Source organism: Streptomyces sp. RP5T, assembly GCF_003933965.1.
GTDB lineage: Bacteria > Actinomycetota > Actinomycetes > Streptomycetales > Streptomycetaceae > Streptomyces.
In genome coordinates, this window is sequence record NZ_RSAJ01001247.1 from 1 (window position 1) to 593 (window position 593).

1 protein-coding gene is annotated in these 593 nt (G+C 73.7%); it reads right to left on the reverse strand.

Annotation, left to right across the window (positions count from 1 at the left end; genetic code table 11):
- A partial coding sequence (locus tag EHS43_RS45655; RefSeq protein WP_125196152.1) for an aldehyde dehydrogenase family protein occupies positions 1 to 593 on the reverse strand: 593 nt, incomplete at both ends.

A 593-nucleotide genomic window follows, 5' to 3' on the forward strand; every position in this document is an offset into this window, starting at 1 on the left:
GTGTTGAGTCCCTCCTGTTCGAGTACGTGCCGCTTGCCGAGGTCGGCGACGGCCGTGGCGACGGCGGCGCCGGTGTCGCGGCCGCCGACGAAGGAGACGCAGCCGATCTCGGGCGCCCGCACCAGCGCCTCGGACAGCTCGCCCCCGCTACCGCTGACGAGGGTGACGGGGATCCCCTCGCGGGCGGCGAGCGCGCAGGCCAGGGTGAGACAGGCGACGCCGCCGTCGGTCGGGGTCTTGGCGATGACCGCGTTGCCCGCCAGGGCCTGCACCAGCATGGCGTGCACGAGCACGCTCATCGGGTAGTTCCAGCTCGCGATGTTGGACACCGGGCCGTCCAGCGGGGTCCGGCCCTCGATCATCGGCTCGATGCCGTCGACGTACCAGCGGACCCCGTCGATGGCCCGGTCGACGTCGGCCTGCGCGAGCCGCCAGGGTTTGCCGATCTCCCACACCAGCAGCAGCGCGAGGAGTTCGCGGTGCTGGGTGAGGGCGTCGAGGGTGGCGGCGACGCGGGCCCGGCGTTCTTCGAGCCGGACGTGCCGCCAGGCGCGGTGCTGGTCGAGACCGGCGCGGACGGCCTGGTGAGCGGC